The organism is Streptomyces sp. NBC_00859 (genome assembly GCF_045161865.1).
Taxonomy (GTDB): Bacteria; Actinomycetota; Actinomycetes; order Streptomycetales; family Streptomycetaceae; genus Streptomyces.
In genome coordinates this window covers 5,802,393-5,823,561 of sequence record NZ_CP108826.1, presented here as the reverse complement: position 1 = coordinate 5,823,561, position 21,169 = coordinate 5,802,393, and the positions used below count along the sequence as shown (strand labels likewise).

General features: G+C 71.8%; 17 protein-coding genes. 10 read left to right on the top strand and 7 right to left on the bottom strand.

Annotated features, from left to right (window positions below; translation table 11 throughout):
• The first annotated feature begins 187 nt into the window (after positions 1-187).
• Together OG584_RS25505 and OG584_RS25500 are read left to right on the top strand one after the other, a co-directional pair.
• A complete protein-coding gene (locus OG584_RS25505) occupies positions 188-1,441 on the top strand; it encodes a hypothetical protein (RefSeq protein ID WP_405781197.1) in 1,254 nt (417 codons plus the stop codon).
• 109 nt (positions 1,442-1,550) lie between these two features.
• Positions 1,551-1,727 (top strand): hypothetical protein, encoded by a 177-nt coding sequence (locus tag OG584_RS25500; RefSeq protein WP_405781196.1) that lies wholly within the window; start codon positions 1,551-1,553, stop codon positions 1,725-1,727.
• Positions 1,728-1,898: 171 nt separating this feature from the next.
• Here the strand turns inward: OG584_RS25500 and OG584_RS25495 are convergent, their stop codons facing one another.
• From OG584_RS25495 to OG584_RS25485, 3 genes are all read right to left on the bottom strand, one after another.
• Entirely contained in the window at positions 1,899-2,840 is a 942-nt protein-coding gene (locus tag OG584_RS25495) for a 3-oxoacyl-ACP reductase (protein WP_405781194.1), read from the bottom strand.
• Positions 2,841-2,944: 104 nt separating this feature from the next.
• Entirely contained in the window at positions 2,945-4,021 is a 1,077-nt protein-coding gene (locus OG584_RS25490) for a Zn-dependent alcohol dehydrogenase (RefSeq protein WP_405781193.1), read from the bottom strand.
• A gap of 135 nt (positions 4,022-4,156) precedes the next feature.
• Positions 4,157-5,011 carry a MaoC/PaaZ C-terminal domain-containing protein gene (locus OG584_RS25485; RefSeq protein WP_405781191.1) on the bottom strand — a complete coding sequence of 285 codons (855 nt, stop codon included), beginning with the start codon at positions 5,009-5,011 and terminating at the stop codon, positions 4,157-4,159.
• A 305-nt stretch (positions 5,012-5,316) separates the two neighbouring features.
• Between OG584_RS25485 and OG584_RS25480 the strand changes: the two genes are divergently transcribed.
• From OG584_RS25480 to OG584_RS25465, 4 genes are all read left to right on the top strand, one after another.
• Complete coding sequence (locus OG584_RS25480; RefSeq protein ID WP_405781190.1) at positions 5,317-6,291, top strand: ABC transporter ATP-binding protein; 975 nt, start codon at positions 5,317-5,319, stop codon at positions 6,289-6,291.
• Positions 6,291-7,016: an ABC transporter permease gene (locus OG584_RS25475; protein WP_405781188.1), complete on the top strand. Its 726-nt coding sequence runs from the start codon at positions 6,291-6,293 to the stop codon at positions 7,014-7,016. The genes OG584_RS25480 and OG584_RS25475 overlap by 1 nt, the downstream gene beginning before the upstream one ends.
• 11 nt (positions 7,017-7,027) lie before the next feature.
• A complete protein-coding gene (locus OG584_RS25470; RefSeq protein WP_405781187.1) occupies positions 7,028-8,233 on the top strand; it encodes a sensor histidine kinase in 1,206 nt (401 codons plus the stop codon).
• 73 nt (positions 8,234-8,306) lie between these two features.
• A complete protein-coding gene (locus tag OG584_RS25465; protein ID WP_405784281.1) occupies positions 8,307-8,939 on the top strand; it encodes a response regulator in 633 nt (210 codons plus the stop codon).
• A gap of 23 nt (positions 8,940-8,962) precedes the next feature.
• On the opposite strand, the gene OG584_RS25460 is transcribed toward OG584_RS25465, so the two are convergent.
• The 3 genes from OG584_RS25460 to OG584_RS25450 all read right to left on the bottom strand — a co-directional run bounded on the left by OG584_RS25460 (position 8,963) and on the right by OG584_RS25450 (position 13,277).
• Entirely contained in the window at positions 8,963-10,426 is a 1,464-nt protein-coding gene (locus OG584_RS25460) for an MFS transporter (RefSeq protein ID WP_405781186.1), read from the bottom strand.
• 180 nt (positions 10,427-10,606) lie between these two features.
• Positions 10,607-11,797, bottom strand: a complete 1,191-nt coding sequence (locus tag OG584_RS25455) for a lipid-transfer protein (protein WP_405781184.1) — start codon at positions 11,795-11,797, stop codon at positions 10,607-10,609.
• Positions 11,798-12,029: 232 nt separating this feature from the next.
• Complete coding sequence (locus OG584_RS25450) at positions 12,030-13,277, bottom strand: CaiB/BaiF CoA transferase family protein (protein ID WP_405781183.1); 1,248 nt, start codon at positions 13,275-13,277, stop codon at positions 12,030-12,032.
• Between the two features lie 280 nt (positions 13,278-13,557).
• Here OG584_RS25450 and OG584_RS25445 point away from each other — a divergent pair, with 280 nt between their 5' ends.
• Positions 13,558-15,117 carry a DUF4157 domain-containing protein gene (locus OG584_RS25445; RefSeq protein WP_405781181.1) on the top strand — a complete coding sequence of 520 codons (1,560 nt, stop codon included), beginning with the start codon at positions 13,558-13,560 and terminating at the stop codon, positions 15,115-15,117.
• Between the two features lie 87 nt (positions 15,118-15,204).
• Here the strand turns inward: OG584_RS25445 and OG584_RS25440 are convergent, their stop codons facing one another.
• Positions 15,205-17,316 carry an acyl-CoA dehydrogenase gene (locus OG584_RS25440; protein WP_405781179.1) on the bottom strand — a complete coding sequence of 704 codons (2,112 nt, stop codon included), beginning with the start codon at positions 17,314-17,316 and terminating at the stop codon, positions 15,205-15,207.
• A gap of 203 nt (positions 17,317-17,519) precedes the next feature.
• On the opposite strand from OG584_RS25440, the gene OG584_RS25435 reads away from it, so the two are divergent.
• From OG584_RS25435 to OG584_RS25425, 3 genes are all read left to right on the top strand, one after another.
• Entirely contained in the window at positions 17,520-19,325 is a 1,806-nt protein-coding gene (locus OG584_RS25435) for an MFS transporter (RefSeq protein WP_405784280.1), read from the top strand.
• 151 nt (positions 19,326-19,476) lie between these two features.
• A complete protein-coding gene (locus OG584_RS25430) occupies positions 19,477-20,118 on the top strand; it encodes a class I SAM-dependent methyltransferase (protein WP_405781178.1) in 642 nt (213 codons plus the stop codon).
• A gap of 58 nt (positions 20,119-20,176) precedes the next feature.
• Positions 20,177-21,154, top strand: coding sequence for an N-acetylmuramoyl-L-alanine amidase (locus tag OG584_RS25425; RefSeq protein WP_405781177.1), 978 nt, complete (start codon positions 20,177-20,179; stop codon positions 21,152-21,154).
• The last annotated feature ends 15 nt before the right edge of the window (positions 21,155-21,169 follow it).

The following is a 21,169-nucleotide window of genomic DNA, read 5'->3' as shown; positions in this document are numbered from 1 at the left end:
GCGGAGCTCCTGACAGGGACCACTTAGGTGTGCCTTACCTTAACCATCACCCGTTACGGCGAGCACACCCGCCCCCTCCCCCTCAGGCGAACCCCGGGACAGCCACCCTTACGAATGAAGCGACGGGCCTCGACCGGCTCGGCAGGACGTACGAAAACTAGCTTCGGTGTCCGGAGGTGACCGATTCATGATGGCCCCGGCCACGAAGACCGCGACGGAAACCACGACGGAGACCGCACCGGACGACCCGGCGGAGGAGGAGCACGCCGCGGAGCACGCCGAAGAGGGCGGAACGCTCTCACAGGGCGGCTTCACCATCGCCCGCGACGGGTCCTACGCGGCACGCCTGGCGCGCCGCTCCGGGGACTCCTGGTTCCCCGAGCGCTGGACGCTGGACGGCCCCGAGCCGTATGTGGTGGAGCTGCCCGGCCATCAGCCCGAGGAACCCGGCTCCGACGTACTGCCGATGGCCGACGGGCGGGTGCTGATCCGGCGCTCCGTGGAGGACCGGCACGTGTTCTCGCTGCTGTACCCGACCGGACCCGGCACCGGGGAACTGGCCCTCGGCGCCGTCGAGTGCGAGCGGCTGACGCTGCTGCCGCCGGCACCGGGCGGGAGCCGCGCGTACGCACTGGCCCCCGGCGCCCGCACGACCGCGGTCTGGCTGGTGGCGGGGGGCTCCTTCGGGCCCGAGTACGTCGCCGATGTGCCGGGGCGCTGCACCGGCGGGGTGTGGCTGGACCGGTCGGGGCGGATGCTGGCACTGGACCGGGAGGCGGACGGGGTCACCAAGACGGTCGCGGTCGACCTGGAGCGGGGCGGCGAGGTCACTCCGCTGCTCCAGATCGCCGACGGCAGCGACGACCGGCTGCTTCTCGCCGACCCGGACAGCGGTCTGCTGCTCGTACGGTCGGACGCGCCGGGGCAGGAGCGGCTGGGCTGGGGGGTGCTGGGGAGCCGGCGGCCCATCCGGTTCCCGGAGTGCCTGCGGCTGGAGGACGCGGTGGTGACGCCCTTCGCCGTACAGCCGGGCCAGGTGCTCATGCCGGAGAGCTGCGGGGTCGCGCTGCGGATCAGGAGCGCGGAGCACCCGGCCGGCGCATCGGGCAGCTGGCTCGGGGTGTGGCGTCCCGCCAGCCGGAGACTGCTGCAACTGGCCGCCCCCGAGGGGTGGTTGGCGGGCGCGGGACTGTGGAGCGCGGAGGGGGTCCTGCGGCTGCCCCGGGCCGGCGGTTCGGCGCCGGCCGGCGTGGTGGACCTGGAGCCGCTCGGCGGGCTTCCGCTCGACCCGCGGATGACGCCTTCGGGAGACGTGATCACAGAACCCGCACAAACGGAAGCCGCTGGTCAGGGACCGTGCGGGGCCCTGGTGACTCCTGAAGTGTGCCGGCCCGTACCGTTGCAGCAGGCGCCTCTGACGAGCCGCTCCCAGCCTGGTTAGAATCGCGGGCCTGCACACGCAGCAGTGATCACTTCTGGGTGGTCACGGCTCGTCACGGCACGTCATGACAGGTAGTGATCAAGCGATTTGACGGGGGAGATTTCCCATCATGTCTGAAGCCAGGACCGACACCGCCCAGTCGCGCCCGCAGCCTGCGGCCGCCGACCGGGGCGAAGCCGGAGGCTCCGGAAAGCACCGAGGGGGTGCCGCGTCCACCGAGGCGTCCGAGGCGGAGACAAACGGCCGCCATCGCCGCGCGGCGGAGCAGCACCGGAACGCGGCCTGACTGACCGCACAGCACACAGCGGCGCCGTAGGCACCGCCGGAAGGGCCGGTTCCCGCTCACGCGGGGCCGGCCCTTCCACTGTCCGGTCCGTCAGGCGGTCCCTGGGCCTTGGGGGCCTTGCAACCAGGAGCGACCCGGGCGGGCGTGGCGCAAGGACGCCTTGCCCCGCGGTCAGCCGTGCTTGAGCCCCAGGACCTCTGCCGCAGCGAAGGTCTCGTTCGCAGGCCGGTCCGCGTAGTACGGCGAGATCACCTCGTCCAGCTCCTCGTACGAGAACACCGTCTTCGCCGTGTCGAACTTCGCCGCGACCCTGGGGCGCTCCACCACGGCGACCATGCCACCGTGCACCACCAGCAGCTGACCGTTGACCCTGGCGGCCGCCGGGGACGCGAGATAGCCGACGAGCGGCGAGACGTGTTCGGGTGCCAGTGGGTCCAGCTCCCCCGCTTCCGGCTCGCCGAAGCCCGCGAACACGTCCTCGGTCATGCGGGTCCTGGCGCGCGGGCAGATCACATTGGCCGTGACGCCGTACTTGGCGAGGGCCAGCGCAGTCGACGTGGTGAGCCCCACGATGCCACCCTTGGCCGCCGCGTAGTTCGGCTGTCCCGCCGAGCCCGCGAGGAACGCTTCCGACGAGGTGTTGACGATCCGCCCGTACACCGGTCCGCCGGCCGCCTTCGACCGCTCGCGCCAGTGCACCGAAGCGAAGTGGGTGGTGTTGAAGTGCCCCTTGAGGTGGACCCGGATCACCGAGTCCCACTCGTGCTCACTCATCGAGAAGACCATCCGGTCCCGCAGGATGCCCGCGTTGTTGACCAGGATGTCGAGCTTTCCGTAGGTGTCGACGGCCAACCGGACGAGTGAGCGGGCCTGTTCGTGGTCCGCGACATCACCGAAGTGGGCGACCGCGTGTCCGCCGGCCGCGCGGATCTCGGTGACGACCTCGTCGGCGGGTGCGGCGGACGCCTCACCGGAGCCGTCGCGGCCGGGACGGCCGAAGTCGTTGACGACGACACTCGCACCGAGCCGGGCGAGTTCGAGGGCCTCGGCCCGGCCGAGGCCGCGGCCGGCCCCAGTGACGATCGCGGACAGGCCATCAAGTGGCAAGGACATGGACGAGCTCTCCTTACAGGTCTCCGTACGGTCTGCGGGGCAGCGCCGTGTGCGATGCGGCGCGCGACAGCGACTGCCGGTCCGGTCCGGTCCGCAGGAAGTGGTCAGATCTCGATGCAGGTGCGCAGCGCCTCACCGGAGCGCATCTGGGCCAGGGCGTCGTTGATCCCGGCGAGTTTCACCCGGTGGGTGATCAGGCCTTCGAGGTCGATACGGCCCGAGCGCCAGAGCGAGATGGCCCGCTCGTACGAACGGACCACGTCTCCGCCGCCGTACATGGAGGGCAGGATCCGCTTCTCGTCGAAGAACAGCTCGAACATGTTGAGCTGCAGGAAGTCGTCCATGGCGCCCGCGCCGACGATGCAGAGGGTGCCGCCGCGCCGGGTCGTCTCGTACGCCGTGCGGGCGGTGGCCGACTTGCCGACCACCTCGAAGACGTAGTCGAAGCCCTCCCCCGCCGTGATGCGCTGCTTCGCGTCGTTCAGTGCGTCCGGCGCGACCGCCTCCGTAGCGCCGAACCTGAGTGCGGCCTCCCGGCGGGAGGCCACCGGGTCCACGGCGACGATCTGCGACGCGCCCCTGAGCCGGGCACCCTGGATGGCGGAGATGCCGACGCCCCCGCAGCCGATCACGACGACCGACGAACCGGCCTCCACATCCGCCGTGTTGATGGCGGCGCCCAGGCCGGTGGTCACTCCGCAGCCGATGAGCGCCGCGATCTCGAAGGGCACGTCGTCCGGGATCGGCACCGCGCACCCGGCGCCCACGACGACCTCCTCGGTGAAGGTGCCGGTTCCGGCGAAGCCGAAGACATCGCCGCCGGGGCGCTTGAAGTTGGGGGTGCCGGCGTTCATGAACCCGGCGAGACAGAGCTCGGTCTGGCCGCGCTTGCAGGCCGGGCAGGCTCCACAGGCGGGCAGCCAGCAGATCACCACCCGGTCGCCCTGCTCGACGCCCGTCACGCCGTCGCCGACGTCGAGGATCTCGCCGGCCCCCTCGTGGCCGGGCACGAACGGCGCGGGCTGCGGCAGCACCCCGTTCATCGCCGAGACGTCCGAGTGACAGAGGCCGGTGGCCCGGACCCTGATCCTGACCTTGCCGGGCCCGAAGCCCACCGCCTCGATGTCGTCGAGGACTTCGAGCTTGTCCTGGCCAATCTCGTGCAGTACGGCTGCGCGCATGGTGCGGCTCCTCACATACGGCTGGGTCGGGTGGATCCGGGTCGGACGACGGCAACGGTGAGCGGCGTCGTTGGCGGGCGGGGTGTGTGCTGGGTGGGGTGCGTGGTGGGTGAGGTCAGTGGGTGACGGCGGGGTTCAGTGGTGGGTGACGACGGTGTCGGCGAGGACGGGCGCCTCGTCCCGCTCCACGGCCGAGACCGCCACCTGGACCCGGCCGGGCGACTGCCACATCCGGATCCGGAGGGTCTCACCGGGGAACACGACACCGGCGAACCGGGTGGTGTACGAGTCGACGCGCGCCACATCGCCGCCCAGCGCCGTGTCGACCACCGCCTTGAGCGTCATCCCGTACGAGCAGAGCCCGTGCAGGATCGGCCGGTCGAAACCGGCGAGTTCGGCGAACTCCGGGTCTGCGTGCAGTGGGTTCCAGTCGCCCGACAGCCGGTAGAGCAGCGCCTGGTCCTCCCTGATCGGGCGGTCCTCGGTGCGGTCGGGAGCCCGGTCCGGGAGGCCGAGCCGGTTCGAGGGTCCGCGCTCGCCGCCGAAGCCGCCCTCGCCCCGTACGAAGATCTGCGAGTCATTGGTCCACAACGGGCCCTGCTCGTCGGAGACTTCGGAGCGCAGCACGATGACGGCCGCCTTGCCCTTGTCGTACACCGCCTGGACCCGGGAGGTGGACACCGCGGTCCCATCGACGGGGATCGGCCGGTGCAGGACGACGGTCTGCCCGCCGTGCAGGACCGCCGCCAGGTTCACGTCGATACCGGGCGCGGCGAGCCCTCCCATCAGGGCCATGCGGGCGCCCGCGACGGTGGCGAAGCTGGGCAGGACGTGGAGCCTGGACTCCAGCGTGTAGCGCAGCTCGTCGGCGCCGGTGGCCGGCCGGCCCGCGCCGATGCCCAGGTGGTAGAGCTGGATGTCCTTGTGGTCCCAGGCGATCTCGCCGGAGCGGGGCTCCGCTGCGATGGCCTCTGCGGCATCAATGGGCATGGGGCAGGCGCTCCTTGACGGTGGAAAGACCTCGGTGCGACCGTCCGCACCGTCAGGCGCACCGAGGTCGTACGGGACCGGCCCCCCGCGCCCTTTGTAGAACGCGTTCTAGGCCGATGGCCCCATGTATAACGCACCCCTCATGAGTTGTGAAGTCCGCTGACGCTACGTCAGATACGGGCCGTCGGCGTGGCCCACGGCATCCGGCCACGGCCACGCCCGTGGCGGCCCGTGACATTTGTCCCGGGCGGTTCGGTACAACCGCATCTGCCCCGGGGGCCGCCCCGCTCCGTACCGTGGGGCGCATGACGCAGACAGCAGACACCGGGCCCGCGGTGAGCTTCACGGGAGCGGTCAAGACCTTCGGGGCGGTGCGCGCCGTGGACGGCGCCGACCTGGAGATCCACCGCGGCGAGACCGTCGCGCTCCTGGGCCGCAACGGCGCCGGGAAGTCCACCACGATCAGTCTGCTGCTCGGCCTCGACCAGCCCGACAGCGGGACGGTGCGGCTCTTCGGCCGGACACCCGAGCAGGCGGTCAGGGCCGGTCGGGTGGGTGCGATGCTCCAGGCGGGACAGCCGATACCCCGCGTGACGGTGCGGGAGCTGGTGGCCTTCGTGGCCAGTACGTATCCGCACCCGCTCCCGGTCGCCGAGGCGCTGGACATGGCCGGGCTCGGTGAGTACGGGGCGCGCCGGGTCGACAAGCTCTCCGGCGGCCAGATGCAGCGGGTCAGGTTCGCCGTCGCGCTCTCCGGGAATCCGGAGCTGATCGTCCTCGACGAGCCGACCGCGGCGCTCGACGTGGAGGCCAGGCGGGCGTTCTGGGACTCGATGCGGGCGTACGCACGCCGCGGGAACACGGTGCTCTTCTCCACCCACTACCTGGAGGAGGCCGACAGCAACGCCGACCGCATCGTGGTCATCCACCAGGGCCGCATCGTCGCCGACGGCAGCTCCGAGCTGCTCAAGCGCTCGGCGGGCGGCAGCCTGGTCTCCTTCGACCTCGCGGGCACCGGCACGGAGGGGCTCCAGGGGCTGCCCGGCGTCACATCCGTGGAGATCCGCGGGGACCGGGCCTCACTGCGTACGGACGACTCGGACGCCACCGTCCTCGCGCTGGCGGAGCGGAACGCGATCCGCGGCCTCGCGGTGGCACCGGCGACGCTGGAGGACGCCTTCCTCGCCCTCACCTCGCAGGACAGCCCGGCCGACGGCGGCTCGCCCATCGCGGGAACCGCCGGGAACCCGCCCCGCACGACACAGGAAGCAGCGGTCTGATGCTGGAATACGTGAAGCTCGAAGTGCGGCGGACGCTGCGCGACGCCGGGTTCGTCATCTTCGGCATCGGCATGCCGGTGGTGATGTATCTGCTGTTCACCAATATCGGCCCGAGCGACTCCGACTCGGCGGCCTGGCGGGTCACCTCGATGGTCGGCATGGCCGCGTACGGCGCGCTGGGCGCGGCCCTCGGTGTCGGTACCGGAGTCGCGTCGGACAAGTCCCTCGGGTGGCTGCGCCAGTTGCGGGTGACTCCGCTGCCGCCGTCGCAGGTGGTGCTGGGCCGGGCGATCTCCGGTTCCGTGACCGTGCTCCCGGGCATTCTGGCGGTGCTGCTGGCCGGGGCGCTGGTCAACGGCGTGAGGATCGACGCCTGGCAGTGGGCCGTCCTCACCCTGCTGCTGTGGATCGGCGCGCTGCCGTTCACGCTGCTCGGGATCGGCAACGGGTACCGGCTCACCGCCCAGACCACGGGTGTGGTGAACGTGGCCTGCCTGATGGGGCTCGCGATCGTGGGCGGCCTGTGGTTCCCGGTCGACGCCTTCCCCGGCTGGCTGCGGTCCGTCGCCCGCTACACCCCGACCAACCGCTTCGCCGACCTCGGCTGGTCCACCACACAGGGCAGCGCCCCGGCCCTCGGCACGGTGGCCGTGCTGGCCGCCTGGCTGCTGGTGTTCGGTACGTACGCGGTGATCTCGTACCGTCGGTCCGCGAGGACCGTGTGACGGGAGAGATCATGCACGCGAAGCTGGACCGGCTGCGGCGGCACCACAGAAACTGCGCGCAGCGGCGCAAGGACATCAGGGCGCGGAGACGGCCGGGCCCGCCGAACGCGTTCTCGCTGCTGCCGTGGCTGCTGCTCGGGCTGGGCAGTTTCTCCAATCTGATCGGCGGCGAGGGGCCGAACCCGTGGATCGGCGGGGCCGGGCTGCTGGCCTTCAACTCCCTCTACATCTCGATCGCGTTCCGGGCGTTCGACAAGAAGAAGCGCCAGAGCCGTACGACGCTCTGGCTGCTCGGCACCCTGGCCGCCATCACCTACGGCCTGGCCATCAGCTACGGGGGCAGCTGGCTGCTGTTCTTCCCGCTGCTCTCGCTGGCCGTCGGCACCACCCTGCGCGACCGGCGGCTGGGCTTCACCCTGATGGTCCTCTCCGCCTCCGCCGGTTACATCTCCGGCCGCGAGGGGCACAGCCCGTGGGACCCCTGGACGCTCGGGTACGGCACCTTCATCTCGGGGGCGGTGACCGCCGCGATCCTGACGCTGTCCGAGACAGTCATGGAGCTGCACTCCACCCGTCAGGAGCTGGCCCGTTCGGCCGTCGAGAAGGAGCGGCTGCGCTTCTCCCGCGACCTGCACGATCTGCTCGGCCACACTCTCTCGGTGATCGTGGTGAAGTCGGAAGCGGCCCGGCGGCTCGCACCGCGCGACATCGACGCGGCCCTCGGCCAGATCTCCGACATCGAGACCGTCGGCAGGCAGGCCCTCACGGAGATCCGGGAGGCCGTCACCGGATACCGGGACGCCAGCCTGGCCAGTGAACTGGACAGCGCGCGCTCCGCGTTGACCGCCGCCGCCATCGAACCCGTCGTACGGCAGTCGGGGCCGCCGCTGGAACCCCAGAGCGCCTCGCTGCTCGGCTGGGTGGTCAGAGAGGCCGTCACCAACGCCGTGCGGCACAGCAAGGCCACCCGGTGCGAGATCACCGTGGACGGCGGTGACCCCGAACGCGTCCGGCTGGTGGTCAGTGACAACGGCCGCGGCGTGGGCGAGGCGAAGCCCGGCAGCGGGCTGAAGGGCCTGACCGAACGTCTCGCGGCGGCGGGCGGCTCGCTGGAGGCGGGCCCCGGACCGCGGTCCGGCTTCCGTCTGGTGGCCGAGCTGCCGGTGGAGACCACCGCACCGGACACGGCTCCGGGCGCGGTGCACGGCGCCGGCTGAGGCCTGCGGGGAGGGCCGTGCACGGGAGAGAGGCGAATGACCGGCCGCCCCTACCCTGTACCCCGTGAACGAGATGCCGCAGGACCAGCGCCCCGCGAAGTGTGTACGAGTCCTCCTCGCCGAGGACCAGGGCATGATGCGGGGCGCACTCGCTCTGCTCCTCGGCCTCGAGGAGGACATCGAGGTGGTCGCCCAGGTGGCCACCGGCGACGCGATCGTGCCCGCGGTCCTCGACGCGAAGCCCGATGTGGCTCTGCTCGACATCGAACTGCCGGGCCGCAGTGGGCTCGACGCCGCCGCCGATCTGCGTACCCGGGCCCCGGGGTGCCGGGTCCTGATCCTCACCACGTTCGGCAGGCCCGGCTATCTGCGCCGAGCGATGGAGGCGGGCGCGGCGGGCTTCCTGGTCAAGGACGGGCCGGTGGAGGAGCTTGCCGCCGCGATCCGCCGCGTGCTGGCCGGTGAGACGGTCATCGACCCCGCCCTGGCCGCGGCCGCACTCAGCGCGGGGCCCAGTCCGCTCACCGCGCGGGAGTGCGATGTGCTGAACGCCTCGGTGGACGGGGCGACCGTCTCCGACATCGCCGGGAAGCTGCATCTCTCGGAGTCGACGGTCCGCAACTACCTCTCGTCGGCGATCGGCAAGACCGGCACCCGCAACCGGATGGAGGCCGTACGGTCGGCCCGCCGGCAGGGCTGGCTGTAGCCGGAGGCACGGGTGCGGCCCGGTCAGTCGCCGGACGGTTCAGGCGAGGAGGCCGGGCGGCCGATGACCGGCCTGCGGTCCCCGGGCATCCACAGCAGCATCAGCACCACGCCGGCGAGCAGGATGAACCCGCCCCACCGGAACGCCAGGGCGTACCCCGCGGTGAGCGCCTCCGTCCCGGCGTGTCCCCCGGTGCGGGACGCGGCCACGGTGGAGAGGACCGCGAGGCCGAGTGAACCGCCCAGTGTGCGGGACGTGTTGACCAGCCCGGAGACCAGGCCCGCATCGCCGGGCGCCGCACCCGACGTGGCGAGCGAGGCGAGCGGCGTCATGGCGAGACCGGCGCCCGCCATCATCAGCATGCCCGGCAGCATGATCGACGTGAGGTACGCGCCGTGCGCGGTCATCGTGGACTGCCAGCCGAATCCGGCCGCGGTGATCAGGATGCCGGTGACCGCCACGTTCTTCGCCCCGAAGCGCGGCATCAGCCGCGGTGCGGACTTGGACCCGGCGACGACGCTCAGGGAGCTGGGTATGAGGGCGAGTCCGGCGCCGAACGGTGTGTAGCCGAGCACGTTCTGGGCGTACAGCGTCATGAAGAACCACATGCCGAAGCTGCCCGCGCCGCACACGAACATCGCCGCGTTGGCGGCGGCCACCGAGCGCACCCTGAACAGCTTCAGCGGCATCAGGGGCTTCGGGGTGCGCGCCTCGACAACCAGGAACAGGCCGAGGAACGCCAGTCCTGCGAGCAGCGGCACCAGCGTCGCAGCGGCCGTCCACCCCTTGGCCTCGGTCTGCACGATCCCGTACGCGAGGGTGGCCGTACCCGCGGTGACGAGCACCGCGCCGGGCAGGTCGAGCCGCCGGGCGCCGCCCGCCCGGCTCTCGGTGATCCAGCGGGCCGCGCCCGCCAGGACGAGTACGCCGACCGGCACGTTGATCAGCAGGACCCAGCGCCAGGACAGCGCGTCGGTCAGCGCCCCGCCGACCAGGCCGCCCGCCGCGCCACCGCCCGCACCGACAGCGGTCCAGGTGGCGATGGCCCGCGCACGGGCCGCGCCCTCCGGGACGGCCGACGTGAGGATGGTGAGGGTCGAGGGGGCCAGCACGGCCGCGCCGAGGCCCTGCACCGCGCGCGCGGCGAGCAGTTGCCACCCTTCCTGGGCGAGTCCCCCGGCCAGTGAGGCGAGCGTGAAGAGCCCGAGCCCGACGAGGAACATCCGCTTGCGGCCGAAGAGATCACCGGCGCGTCCGCCCAGCAGCATGAAACCGGCGAAGGCGATGGCGTAGGCATTCACCACCCACTGCAGGCCGGGGCCGCTGAGGCCCAGACCGGTACGCATCGAGGGCAGGGCGACGTTGACGACGGAGACATCCAGAACAACGAGGAACTGCCCCGCGCAGGCGGCGAGCACCACCAGCCAGGTACGGGTGGGGGCGGGCCGTGGCACGGCGGTGCGGGCGTCCGGTGATGTTCGCAGCATGAGTGCCATCGTGACACCCATTCGTTGCAGGGTGCATCCGTATATCGGTGCAGCGGCGCAGTGGCGCAGTGGCGCAGCGCCCCTGGTCGGCAGGTCCTGGGGTGCGGACCGGCCTCGTGCCCGCTCCCGTGGGGCGGAGCACCGCAGGGCCGCACCGCCTCCCCGGCCGTCACGGCGCCGTCATCCCCGCCGCAACAGCGTCACCACCGCCGCTCCGCCGAGACCGATGTTGTGCGCGAGCCCGGTCCTGGCGCCCGCCACCTGCCGGGCGCCCGCCTCGCCACGCAGCTGCCAGACGAGCTCCGCCGCCTGGGCCAGGCCCGTCGCTCCGAGTGGGTGGCCCTTGGAGATGAGGCCGCCCGACGGGTTCACCACCCACCGGCCGCCGTACGTCGTGGCGCCGCTCTCCACGAGCTTGCCGGACTCCCCGTCGGCGCACATGCCCAGCGCCTCGTAGGTCAGCAGTTCATTCACCGAGAAGCAGTCGTGCAGCTCGACGACGTCCACGTCCTCGATGCCGAGCCCGGACCGCTCGTACGCCTGCCGTGCCGCATCGCGTGACATCGGCCGCCCCACCGCGTCGATGCACGAACCGGACGCGAAGCTCTCACCGGTGTCCGTCGTCATCGCCTGCCCGGCGATCTCGACCGCCTTGTCGTGCAGTCCGTGCTCGACGACGAACCGCTCGGACACGACGACCGCGGCGGCCGAGCCGTCCGAGGTCGGTGAGCACTGGAGTCTGGTGAGCGGCCGGTGGATGGTCTTCGCCGCCAGCACCTCGTCGACCGTGTAGACGTCCTGGAACTGGGCGCGCGGGTTGCCCGCCGAGTGCCGGTGGTTCTTGGCGCCGACGGCGGCCAGCTGCGCGGCGGTCGTCCCGTACCGCTCCATGTGCTCCCGCGCCGCGTTGCCGAAGATCTGCGCGGTGGGCGGCGACATCTCGAAGCCGTGTCCGGCGGCCATGATCCCGTAGTGCCTGGCGACCGGCGAGGTCTTGAAGTCGCCGCTGTCCGCGCCGCCCCCGAGCGCGCCGCGCTTCATCTTCTCGAAGCCCAGCGCGAGCACACAGTCCGAGATCCCGCCCTCGACGAACTGGCGCGCCATCATCAGCGCCGTCGATCCGGTGGCGCAGTTGTTGCTGACGTTGTAGACGGGTATCCCGGTGAGCCCCAGTTCGTAGGCGGCGCGCTGTCCGGCCGTGGAGGCCTGGAAGCAGTATCCGACGGGCACCTGCTCCACCTGTTCGTAGCCGACCCCGGCGTCGGCGAGTGCCTGGGTGCCCGCCTCCTTCGCCATGTCCCAGTACTGCCAGTCCCGGCTCTCCGGCTTCTCGAACTTGGTCATCCCGACGCCGACGATGTACGCCTTCATGGTCCTGTCCCGCCTTCCGGGCGCGCCCGCGCCGTCCGGTGCCCGGCGCGGGCGGTGATTTCTGACGCTCCGTCAGATTCATAGATAGTGACAGCGGCAGGCGCTCAGCGGAAGGCCGTGTGTGCGGTGGGCGCCCGGCGCGGGCGTGACGGTGTGCGGCATTGCGGTGGGGTGCCGTGCGGTCCGCGGTGTGTCCGCCCTGACGGCCGACGTGTGCGCGGGCAGCGCGGGCTCAGTCCGACGGGCCCCGGGTGAGCAGGTCGATCTCGGCCTCTCCGTAGCCGAGTTCGGCGAGGATCTCGCGGCTGTGCTGCCCGAGGGCCGGCGGCGCGGTGCGTACGGAGGGCCGCTCGCCCCGGAAGCTGACGGGGAAGGCGACCTGCTGGAGCGGGCCGGCGTCCGGGCGGTCGACCTCCTGGACCATGCCGAGGGCCGCGGTCTGCGGGCAGTCGTACACCTCGTCGAGGGTGCGGATCGCGGCTGCGGGTACGCCGGCCGCCTTGAGGGTCTCGCACCAGTGCGCGACATCGGCCGTGCCCAGGATCCGTTCCAGCTCGGCGTTGAGTTCGCCGCGGTGGGCGACGCGGTCACGGTTGGTACTGAAGCGCGGGTCGTCCGCCAGGTCGGGGCGGTCGAGCGCGGCGCAGAGCCTGCGGAACAGCCCGTCACTGCCGACGGCGATCACGAAATGCCCGTCGGCGGCCGGATATGCCTGGTACGGAACGAGGCTGGGGTGCCCGGAGCCGAGCCGTGCCGGGCGCTCGCCGGTGGCGAAGTACCCGGTTGCCCAGTTGATGTGCAGGGCGAGCTGCGACTCGTAGAGCGAGGTGGTCACGTACTGGCCGCGGCCGGTGCGTTCCCGCTCCACCAGCGCCGATGTGACACCGATCAGACCGAAGAGGGCGGCGCCGAGGTCACCCATCGCGTAACCGGCCTTGAGCGGCGGCCCGTCGGGCTCGCCGGTCAGCGACATCAGTCCGGCGGACGCCTGCGCGACCATGTCGTAGCCGGGGTCGTCGCGCAGCGGGCCGGTCTCGCCGAACGCGGAGATGTGCAGCAGCACCAGGCGCGGATAGCGGGCGCTCAGCAGCTCGTAGTCGAAGATTGCGGCGAGGGAGCTGCCGGGCCGGAAGTTCTCCACGAGGACATCGGCGCTCGCCAGCAGCCGGTGCACCGCCTCCTGCCCGGCCGGGGACTTGAGGTCGAGGGCGATGGAGCGCTTGTTGCGGTTGGCCGCGAGGAAGTAGGTGGCGTCCGGACCGTTGAAGGGCGGCCCCCACCGCCGTGTCGGATCGCCGCCTTCGGGGTGCTCGACCTTGATGACCTCGGCGCCGAGATCGGCGAGCGACATGGTGACGTAGGGACCGGCGAGGATCTTCGACAGGTCGACGACGCGCAGGCCGGAAAGCGGGGACGCGGCGGGCGCACCGGGGTCGGCTCCCGGCGTGATGCCGGGGTGCGGGGCGGGGTGTTCGGCCATGGAGTGCCTCCTGTGCGGGTCTGCTCGTTCGCGTACCGTCCCTCAGCCTGTCGTACGGCGGGTGCCGTTCCGGGAAGCAGGGTCCGGCGCCCCTGCGGCCAGGAGCCCCCCCCCCCGCGGCGACGGATACCGAAGCGCCCGGCCGCAGCGGCGGCTGCGGGCGGCCGGGCGCCGGACTCTGCCTCTTCAGACGGTGTCCGCTGCCCTTGCGTCCCTGGCGCAACAGGGCGCGCACGCGGTATCCAGGGAGGGTCGCCTCCCGCTGTCGGAAGAGTTCCCCATGCACGCCCGAGACACTGCCAGGACACCCGACGGCACGAACACCGAGCGGGCACCGGGCCACGTCCCCGCAGGCCGGCCGGCCGCGTCCCGCGGCGGGGACGGGTCACCACTGACCCTCTCCGCCCTGCAGCGCACCGCGGGCAACGCCGCCGTCGTCCAGATGCTGCGCCGGACCGAGCAGAGCGGCCCGGCCGCGGCCCAGGAGGCGCACCGGCACGGCGCGGGCTGCGGTCATCTGCCGGCCGGGCCGGCCTCCGTCCAGCGCTCCGCCGTCCACGAGGTCCTGCGCTCCGGCGGCCGGCCCCTCGACGACGGCGTCCGCACCGACATGGAGGCCCGGCTGGGCGCCGACTTCTCGGAGGTCCGTGTCCACACCGACAGCGCGGCCCGCACGTCGGCCGCCGAGGTCGGTGCCCGCGCCTACACCTCCGGCCATCACGTCGTCATCGGCGAGGGCGGGTCCGATCAGCACACACTCGCCCACGAGCTCACCCACGTCATCCAGCAGCGCCAGGGACCGGTCGCCGGCAGCGACAACGGCAGCGGTCTGCACGTCTCGGACCCCTCGGACAGGTTCGAGCGGGAGGCGGAAGCCAACGCGTCGCGGGTCATGTCGGCCCCCGTACCGCAGGAGAGCCGGCCGGAGCCTGCCCCTGGAGGCGGCGCGGGCGGTGTGCAGCGGGCCGTGCCCGCCGTGCAGCGGATGCGGGTGGCCAGTGGCACTGTCGCGTTCACCAACGTGTCGGCCAAATACCCGGAGTACCACGAGAAGGCCAGCCGGATCATCCAGCTCCTCACGTCGCACACCGCCATCATGCAGTACATCAACGGCCGTACCTGCGAAATCACCCTGGAGCAGCGCACCACGGACTCCCCGGCCGATGTGACCGACAAGGGGGACAAGGGTGTCTTCGTCACTCTCGCCTCCTACTACTTCGAGAACTACGGCATGGGACACATCGCCGGCATGCTCTGCCACGAGTTCGGTATCCACCCGCTGGCGGAGAGCAAGTCCGGCCTGCGGGGGGAGGAGGCGGGCTTCCGGGGCATGCCCTTCCCCGTGCCGGGGCTGGAGGGCGAGGAGAGGGGAGGGCCGGACGGGTTCGCTTCGATGAACTCGGACAAGGCCAAGCAGGCGGACCATGTGCTCGGGGCGATTCCCGGCAGCCCGCGCTTCACCGTCTACCGCGATGTCACACTGGAAATGGCGGATCTGCTGCTCAAGGACGTGCAGAACAAGCAGCCCGGCGCCCGGGAACAGGACGTCACCGACCTCATCGACTGCTTCCTGATGGACATCGCCTCCATCGCCGCCACCAATGACGACCGCACACGCGGCCTCCCCGTGCCCGGCACCGCCAGGGGCGAAACGGTGCGCAGCGACATCGCGAAGGTCTACAACCGGTACAAGCAGCGGCTGGCGGCCGACGCACTCGACCGGCAGCGGATCGTGCCCCTGTTTCCGCAGGACAAGACACCGCAGGACGTCAAGGACGATTTCAACACCCTCCTCAAGTACATCGCGAAGGGGAAGTTCTGGGCCTGGAGCATGTCCTGACAGGACCGTGCCCGCTCCGCGCCGGGCAGTGCTTCCCTCCCGGCCGGCGCCGGTCGTACGCCGGGCCCGCAGCCTGCCGGCCCCGTCTCACGGGTCGCGCGGCAGGCCGAGCAGACGCTCGGCGACGACGTTGAGCTGCACCTGGGTGGTTCCGCCCGCGATGGTCAGGCACCGCGACATGAGGAAGCCGTGGACCGCCCGCTCCCCCTCGCCTTCGCGGACCGCTCCGGCCGGGCCGAGCAGTTCCAGGGTGAGTTCGGCGACCTTCTGCTGGTGCGGGGTCTGCACCAGCTTCCGCACGGAGGCGCCCGCTCCCGGTTCGATGCCGGACACCTGCTGGAGCGTGGTGCGCAGCCCGATGCAGGCGAGGGCGTGCGCCTCGGCGGCGAGCGCGCCGATCCGGGCGCGATGGGCGCCGTCCAGCGCTTCCGACCGCGCGATCAGCGCTTCGAGGCCGGTGGGAAACGTCAACTGGTCGGCCATGTGGACCCGTTCGTTGCCCAGGGTGTTACGGGCGACCCGCCAGCCGTCGTGGACCTCGCCGAGGACCGCGTCGTCGGGCAGCAGTACATCGTCGAAGTACACCTCGTTGAAGAGCGAGTCGCCGGTGATCTCCTTGAGTGGCCTGATGTCGATCCCGGAGGCCCGCTTCATGTCCACCAGGAAGTAGGTGAGCCCCTTGTGCCGGGGTGCCTCCTGGTCGGTCCGGGCGAGGAGGATTCCGTAGTCGGCCCACTGGGCGGCCGAGGTCCAGAGCTTCTGGCCGTTGACCAGCCAGCCGCCTTCGACCCGGTCCGCGCGGGTGCGCAGCGAGGCGAGGTCGGATCCGGCCCCGGGCTCCGAGAAGAGCTGGCACCAGAGCGCTTCGCCGCTGAGCGTCGGGGCCAGATGGCGTGCGCGCTGCTCGTCCGTCCCGTACGCGAGCAGCGAGGGCACCACCCAGGTCGCGATTCCCAGCTCACTGACCTTCACCCCGGCGTCCGCCAGCTCCTGCTGCACGGCGAGCTGTTGCACCGGGCCCGCGCCGAGCCCGTACGGCTCGGCGAGATGGGGCGCCGCGTATCCGGTGGGGGCGAGGGCGCGGCGGGCCGCTGCGGGGTCCAGGCCGCGTGCGGCGCCGATCACCTGGCGGGCCCGCTCCCGGTACGGCGCGGCTTCGGCGGGGAGCTCCAGGCGCAGTTCCCTGCGCGCGCCTGCGCCCGCGAGCCGTACCGCACGGGCCCGGTGGGTGTCACCGGGCCCGAGCAGCTGCCGGGCGACCATGGCGCGGCGCAGATGGAGGTGCGCGTCGTGTTCCCACGTGAAGCCGGTGCCGCCGAGGATCTGGATGCAGTCCTTGGCACAGCTGTGGGCGGCGTCCAGCGCGGTGGCGGCCGCGAGTGAGGCGACGAGCCCGCGCACTTCGCCGGTGGTCGTTCCTTCGTCGGCGGCGCGCGCCGCGTCCCAGGTCAGCGCCCTGGCCTGCTCGACCCGCAGGAGCATGTCGGCGCAGAGGTGCTTGACGGCCTGGAACTGGCCGATGGGCCGCCCGAACTGTTCGCGCACCTTGGCGTGTTCGGTCGCTGTGTGCAGCGCCCAGGCGGCCGTGCCGCAGGCGTCGGCGGCGAACAGGACGGCTGCCAGGTCGGTGACGAGCGTGGCGTCGAGCGTCAGCAGCCGGCCTGCGGGGACATCCGCCCGCAGCCGCACCCGCGCGGTCGGTCTGGTCGGGTCCACGCTCTCCTGGGCGCGCACCTCGAGACCGCCGGCGTCCACGGCGGCCCAGCCCCCCTCGTGGCGCAGCAGGACCAGATCGGCCTCCGCACCGCCGAGCACGGGGTCACTCACGTCGCCGAACGCCACCGCGCCGGTCCGCCGTCCGTCCGCGAGCGGCGCCGCGAGATCGGGGCGGCCCGCCCGGTGCAGGACGGCGGAGGCCAGTACGGTCGGCAGATACGGGCCGGGCAGCGCCGCGCGGCCCGCCTCCTCCAGGATGACCGCCTGCTCCGGCAGACCTCCGCCCCCGCCCCCGTACGCCTCGGGCAGATGGGCGCCCAGCAGCCCCTGCCCGGCCAGTGCGGTCCAGTGGGCGGGCCGCCCGACGCTGCCGGGGGGCGCGTCGAGCAGTTCGCGGACCTTCCCTGGCGGAGCCTCCCGCGCCAGAAGCCCGCGCACGGCGTCGGCCAACTCCCTGTGCTCCTGCGTGATTCCGATGCCCATACCCAGGGAGACTAGAACACGTTCCATTCTGACGGAAGGTCAGATACCGGGACCGGGGCGGGTGACACAGATCACGCGACACTTATCCGGCGTTTACCGGAATACACGACCCCTCCAGAAGCTTTCACCATGCAACGACCGGTCGCAGACCGGTCGCTCTCACGCCCCCGGAGGCTTCACGCATGACACAGGCCGCTCCCTCGCTGCCCGAGACAACCACCGAGGAACCGCGCGCACCCCGCGGCAGGGGCGGCATCGTGCCCGTCCTCGCCTTCGCAGGCATCGTCGTGGCAGTCATGCAGACGCTGCTCGTCCCGGTCATCAAGGACCTGCCGACGCTGCTGGACACCGCCCCGTCGAACGCCACCTGGGTCATGACCGCCACGCTGCTCGCGGGTGCGATATCCACCCCGATCATGGGACGGCTCGGGGACCTCTACGGCAAGCGGCGGATGCTTCTCGCCAGTCTCTCCGTCATGGTGATCGGCTCGCTGATCTGCGGGTTCACCGACAACCTGCTGGTCATGATCGTCGGGCGCGCCCTCCAGGGATTCGCCATGGGCGCCATCCCGCTCGGCATCGGCATCATGCGTGACGAGCTGCCCCGCGAGAAGCTCGGCTCGGCCATGGCGCTGATGAGCTCCTCCATCGGCGTCGGCGGCGGGCTCGCCCTGCCGGCCGCCGCTCTCGTGGCGCAGCACGCCGACTGGCACGCCCTGTTCTTCGGCGCCGCGGGACTCGGCGTCGTATCGATGGCACTCACCCTCATCTTCGTACCGGAGTCCTCGACCCGCGCCCGTGGCAGCTTCGACACCTTCGGCGCGCTGGGCCTCTCGGCAGGTCTGGTCTGCCTGCTGCTGCCCGTCACCAAGGGCTCCGACTGGGGCTGGACCTCGGGCACCACACTCGGCCTCTTCGCCGCGGCGATCGCCATCCTGCTGCTGTGGGGCGTGATGGAGCTGCGGGTGGCGGCCCCGCTGGTCGACCTGCGCACCACCGCCCGCCGCGAGGTGCTGCTCACCAACCTGGCGTCGATCATGGTCGGTGTCGCCTTCTACGCCATATCCCTGGTCCTGCCGCAGCTGCTCCAGCTGCCGGAGTCGACCGGCTACGGCCTCGGCCAGTCAATGGTGGTCGCCGGCCTGTGCGTGGCGCCGCTCGGGCTCACCATGATGCTCACCGCACCGATCTACGCCCGGATCGCCGCGAAGTACGGCGCCAAGGTCTCGCTGATGATCGGCATGCTGATCATCGCGATCGGCTACGGGGCGGGGCTCGGTCTGATGAGCGCGCCCTGGCAGACCATCATCATCTCGGTCGTCGTCGGCGCGGGCATCGGCCTCGCCTACTCCTCGCTCCCCGCGCTGATCATCGGTGCGGTCGACCCCTCCGAGACGGGCGCGGCAACCGGCCTGAACACCCTGATGCGTTCCATCGGCACCTCGGTGTCGAGCGCGGTGATCGGCATGGTGCTCGCCCACTCCTCGGTCGCGATCGGCCCGGTCTCCGTACCGAGCATGAGCGGCTTCCGCACCTCGTTCCTGATCGCGACCGTCGCGGTGGCCGTGGGCCTGGTGTTCGCGGCGTTCCTGCCCTCACGCAAGCGCGCGGCCACCGCGCAGCAGCCCGTCTCCACGAGTGCGACCGGCACGGCCCCCGTCTCCGACATCGCGGTGCCCGGCGAGCAGAGCTTCTCCGACATCCGGACCCTCCCCGCCGGCCAGGACTTCCGCGGGTTCCGGGGCAGGGTGCTCGACGCCGACAGCTCCCCGGTACCGCGCGCCACGGTCACCCTGATCGACCACCGCGGCCGGCAGGCGGGCATCGTGGTGGCGGACGGAGCGGGCGCTTTCGCCCTCGCCGCGCGCTCGGCCGGGGCGTACATCCTGGCCGTCACGGCGCCCGGACGTCCGCCGCTGGCCACCCATGTCGCGTACACGAGCGTGGACGAACTGGTGGCGGTGGACCTGCGGCTGGGCTCGGCCGTGCCGGCGAGCGCGACCCGGTAGGAGAGACGGGCGGGGCGGGCCGGAACGGCCCGCGGAACGAACGGCGGCGGGAGACCGGGGGCACGCACAGGGCCCCCGGGGCACCCGCACTACCATTGCCCAGCCCAGTCCAGCCGTACCTCATCCGCCCCACCCCCACAGGAGGTTCCCCATGGCCGCCCCCACGCCGGCGACCCTGGCCGCATTCGAGGCCGCCAAGGGGTTCATGCCCACGCACGAAGGGCTGGCGCTGTACGAAGCGGCCGGGCAGGCCGCGGGGCTCGGCCTCCCGCTCCTGGAGGTGGGCACCTACTGCGGCCGCTCCACCCTGCTCATCGCCGACGCCGCGCGGGCGGCCGGGGTCACCGCGATCACCGTCGACCACCATCGCGGCAGCGAGGAGCAGCAGCCCGGCTGGGAGTACCACGACCCCTCCGTCGTGGACCCCGAGACCGGCCTCATGGACACGCTCCCCACATTCCGCCGCACCCTGCACAAGGCCGGGCTCGAAGACCATGTGATCGCCATGGTCGGCCGGTCCCCGCAGGTCGCGAAGGCGTGGAGCGGTCCGCTCGGTCTGGTCTTCGTGGACGGCGGCCACACCGACGAGCACGCGAGCGGCGACTACGAGGGCTGGGCCCCGCACCTCGCGGACGGCGGGCTCCTGCTCATCCACGATGTCTTTCCGGACCCGGCGGACGGCGGCCAGGCCCCGTACCGCATCTACCTCAGGGCCCTCGCGTCCGGCGCTTTCGCGGAGGTCTCGGTGACCGGCTCGCTCCGCGTCCTGCGCCGCACCGGTAAGGGAATCTGAGCGCGCGCGAGGCCTGCGACGCCGCACCCTCAACTGCCGGTGGGTCTAAGCTCGCGCCGTGCTGTACGACGATGACGACAACCGTCCCTCCCTCTCGCGCCGCCTCGGCAGATCCCCGGCGGTGATCACGGTCGCCGCCCTCGTGACCGCCTGTCTCGCGGGCTGGCTGATCTGGCACGCCGTGGACGGGCCCGCCGACAGCACGTCGGCGAAGGAGTCGGGCCGGCCGCCCGCCGGAGCCGGACAGGCCGGGGACGGCGCACCCGGCCACGGTGCGGGCACCACCCCCGCGCAGCCCGCCCGCTCGCACGCGGCGGGCGGCGACGCCAAGCCCGGCAACGGCGAGCCCGCCGGGCACCGGCCCCTCGCCGGGAAAGTGGTCGTGATCGACCCGGGGCACAACCCGAACAACTACCGCCACCCGACCGAAATCAATCGACGGGTAAATATCGGTAATGGCACAACAGAGTGCGACACCACCGGCACTTCGACCAATAACGGTTATGCCGAGGCCCGTTTCACGCTCGACGTTTCGCACCGGCTGCGCTCCCTGCTCGAAAAGCAGGGAGCCAAGGTCAGACTGACCCAGGACGACGACCACAGTTTCGGCCCCTGTGTGACCGAACGGGCCGCGGTCGGCAATACGGCGAAAGCGGACGCCGCCGTCTCCGTGCACGCCGACGGCTCAGCGGTCGGCCACCGCGGCTTCCACGTGATCCTTCCCGCGCGAGTGAAGGCGGGCGGGGCCAACACCGCGCGCATCGTGGCCCCGTCTCACGACCTCGGCTCCCGCATCGCCGGGAACTTCGTCCGGGAAACCGGAAGTGCGCCCTCCAACTACATCGGCGGAGGTACGGGGTTGGACACCCGTGGCGATCTCGGGGGGCTCAATCTCTCAACCGTCCCCAAAGTGTTCATCGAATGCGGCAATATGCGTGACCCCAAGGATGCCGCTCTGCTGACCAGTGGAAGCTGGCGCCAGAAGGCCGCCCAGGGGATCGCGGACGGCATCAGCAGCTTTCTCCACGCGGAGTGACGAGACCCGGCACAC

Bases quoted from the DNA above. Each gene is read 5' to 3' on its own strand.
- OG584_RS25505 (WP_405781197.1), top strand. From the start codon at position 188: ATGATGGCCCCGGCCACGAAGACCGCGACGGAAACCACGACGGAGACC.
- OG584_RS25500 (WP_405781196.1), top strand. From the start codon at position 1,551: ATGTCTGAAGCCAGGACCGACACCGCCCAGTCGCGCCCGCAGCCTGCG.
- OG584_RS25495 (WP_405781194.1), bottom strand. From the start codon at position 2,840: ATGTCCTTGCCACTTGATGGCCTGTCCGCGATCGTCACTGGGGCCGGC.
- OG584_RS25490 (WP_405781193.1), bottom strand. From the start codon at position 4,021: ATGCGCGCAGCCGTACTGCACGAGATTGGCCAGGACAAGCTCGAAGTC.
- OG584_RS25485 (WP_405781191.1), bottom strand. From the start codon at position 5,011: ATGCCCATTGATGCCGCAGAGGCCATCGCAGCGGAGCCCCGCTCCGGC.
- OG584_RS25480 (WP_405781190.1), top strand. From the start codon at position 5,317: ATGACGCAGACAGCAGACACCGGGCCCGCGGTGAGCTTCACGGGAGCG.
- OG584_RS25475 (WP_405781188.1), top strand. From the start codon at position 6,291: ATGCTGGAATACGTGAAGCTCGAAGTGCGGCGGACGCTGCGCGACGCC.
- OG584_RS25470 (WP_405781187.1), top strand. From the start codon at position 7,028: ATGCACGCGAAGCTGGACCGGCTGCGGCGGCACCACAGAAACTGCGCG.
- OG584_RS25465 (WP_405784281.1), top strand. From the start codon at position 8,307: ATGCCGCAGGACCAGCGCCCCGCGAAGTGTGTACGAGTCCTCCTCGCC.
- OG584_RS25460 (WP_405781186.1), bottom strand. From the start codon at position 10,426: ATGCTGCGAACATCACCGGACGCCCGCACCGCCGTGCCACGGCCCGCC.
- OG584_RS25455 (WP_405781184.1), bottom strand. From the start codon at position 11,797: ATGAAGGCGTACATCGTCGGCGTCGGGATGACCAAGTTCGAGAAGCCG.
- OG584_RS25450 (WP_405781183.1), bottom strand. From the start codon at position 13,277: ATGGCCGAACACCCCGCCCCGCACCCCGGCATCACGCCGGGAGCCGAC.
- OG584_RS25445 (WP_405781181.1), top strand. From the start codon at position 13,558: ATGCACGCCCGAGACACTGCCAGGACACCCGACGGCACGAACACCGAG.
- OG584_RS25440 (WP_405781179.1), bottom strand. From the start codon at position 17,316: ATGGGCATCGGAATCACGCAGGAGCACAGGGAGTTGGCCGACGCCGTG.
- OG584_RS25430 (WP_405781178.1), top strand. From the start codon at position 19,477: ATGGCCGCCCCCACGCCGGCGACCCTGGCCGCATTCGAGGCCGCCAAG.